The sequence below is a fragment of the Cobetia sp. MMG027 genome (assembly GCF_027947415.1).
Classification (GTDB): Bacteria; Pseudomonadota; Gammaproteobacteria; order Pseudomonadales; family Halomonadaceae; genus Cobetia; species Cobetia marina.
On sequence record NZ_JAQJIO010000043.1, the window covers coordinates 1 to 367 of the forward strand.

A 367-nucleotide genomic window follows, 5' to 3' on the forward strand; every position below is an offset into this window, starting at 1 on the left:
GTGGATCCCTCGACGGTGATGGTCAGCGTGGCAGTATCGCTGTCGCCATCGGCGTCGGTGATCACGTAGGTGAACGTGTCTTCTTTCGTCTCGCCATCATTCAGCGACTGGACCGCCGGGCTGGTGGTATCGAGCACATAGCTGTAGCTGCCGTCACTGTTGAGTGTCAGCGTGCCGTACGTGCCTTCGACCACGGCAGCGTCATCGGCCGTGACGGCATTGCCGTCAACGCCGGTGACCGTCGTGGCATCCGCGCCCAGGGTATCGGCGGTGTCGTTGTCGCCATTGATGACGTTGCCGTCGAGGGCCGTGGTGGTGTCTTCGCCGATATTGCGCGCATCGTCATTGGCCGTCGGCGCGGTGTCGA

General features: G+C 62.9%; 1 protein-coding gene. It reads right to left on the bottom strand.

Annotated elements, in window-relative coordinates; translation table 11 throughout:
* Positions 1–367: VCBS domain-containing protein (locus PJK54_RS17790; RefSeq protein WP_271303525.1), on the bottom strand; the 367-nt coding region annotated here is incomplete at both ends.